Annotated in this window: 1 protein-coding gene; it reads left to right on the plus strand. The window is 42.6% G+C overall.

Going from position 1 to position 1111, the window contains the following annotated elements; translation table 11 throughout:
* Positions 1-32 precede the first annotated feature (32 nt).
* Positions 33-1111, plus strand: a 1079-nt coding sequence (locus B0186_RS10440) for an IS256 family transposase (RefSeq protein ID WP_078219315.1), incomplete at its 3' end; no start/stop codon positions are given.

Raw genomic sequence — 1111 nt, forward strand, 5'->3', positions numbered from 1 at the left:
GAGATAATACATCTAGACACAGGTATTTTATTATGAACGAAAAACAACTCCACGCCTTGGCAGCGGAATTTGCCAAAACCCTAAAAACCCCAGAAGACCTTAATCAGTTTTCACGAATGCTCAAAAAAATCACGGTAGAAGCGGCGTTAAATGGTGAGCTGACCGACCACCTTGGCTATGAAAAGCATCAGCCCAGAAAAGGCAAAAATGCACGTAATGGCTACACATCCAAGACTATCATCTGTGATGAAGGTGAGATAGAAATTGACACCCCTCGTGACCGCGATGGCAGCTTTGAGCCACAACTTATCAAGAAGAATCAAACCCGTATTACCGGGATGGATGAACAGATTATTGCCTTATATGCCAAGGGCTTAAGCAATCAAGAAATCGTTGAAATGTTCAAAGAACTCTATGATGCGGATGTGTCAACAAGCCTGATTTCTCGTGTGACAGATTCGGTGAAAGAACGCGTAATAGCATGGCAACATCGTGCACTTGATGCGATTTACCCGATTGTTTACTTGGATTGTATCGTGGTGAAAGTGCGTCAAGATGGACGAATTATCAACAAATCCGTGTTTGTAGCATTAGGTGTCAATCTGGAAGGGCATAAAGAACTTTTAGGGCTTTGGATTGCGGAGAATGAAGGGGCGAAGTTCTGGGCTAATGTGCTCACTGAATTACAAAATCGTGGCTTGAAAGATATTTTTATTGCTTGCGTAGATGGTTTAAAAGGCTTTCCAGAAGCTATCAATGCGGTTTATCCGCAAACAAAGATTCAGCTTTGCATTGTGCATTTAGTGCGTAACAGTTTGAAATATGTCTCGTGGAAAGATTACAAAGCGGTGACAGCAGATTTAAAGGGAGTTTATCAAGCGCCAACGGAGGCTCAAGCACGCGAAAATCTGACCGCACTTTCGCAAAAATGGCAGGCAAAATACCCGCTTGTAGCGAAATGTTGGGAGGATAACTGGGCAAATATTGCGACCTTTTTTGATTATCCCAACGATATCCGCAAAGCGATATATACGACGAATGCAGTGGAATCGCTTAATAGTGTGATTCGTCGTGTAATTAAGAAACGCAATGTGTTTCCAACGGATGATTC

Source organism: Canicola haemoglobinophilus (genome assembly GCF_002015075.1).
GTDB lineage: Bacteria > Pseudomonadota > Gammaproteobacteria > Enterobacterales > Pasteurellaceae > Canicola > Canicola haemoglobinophilus.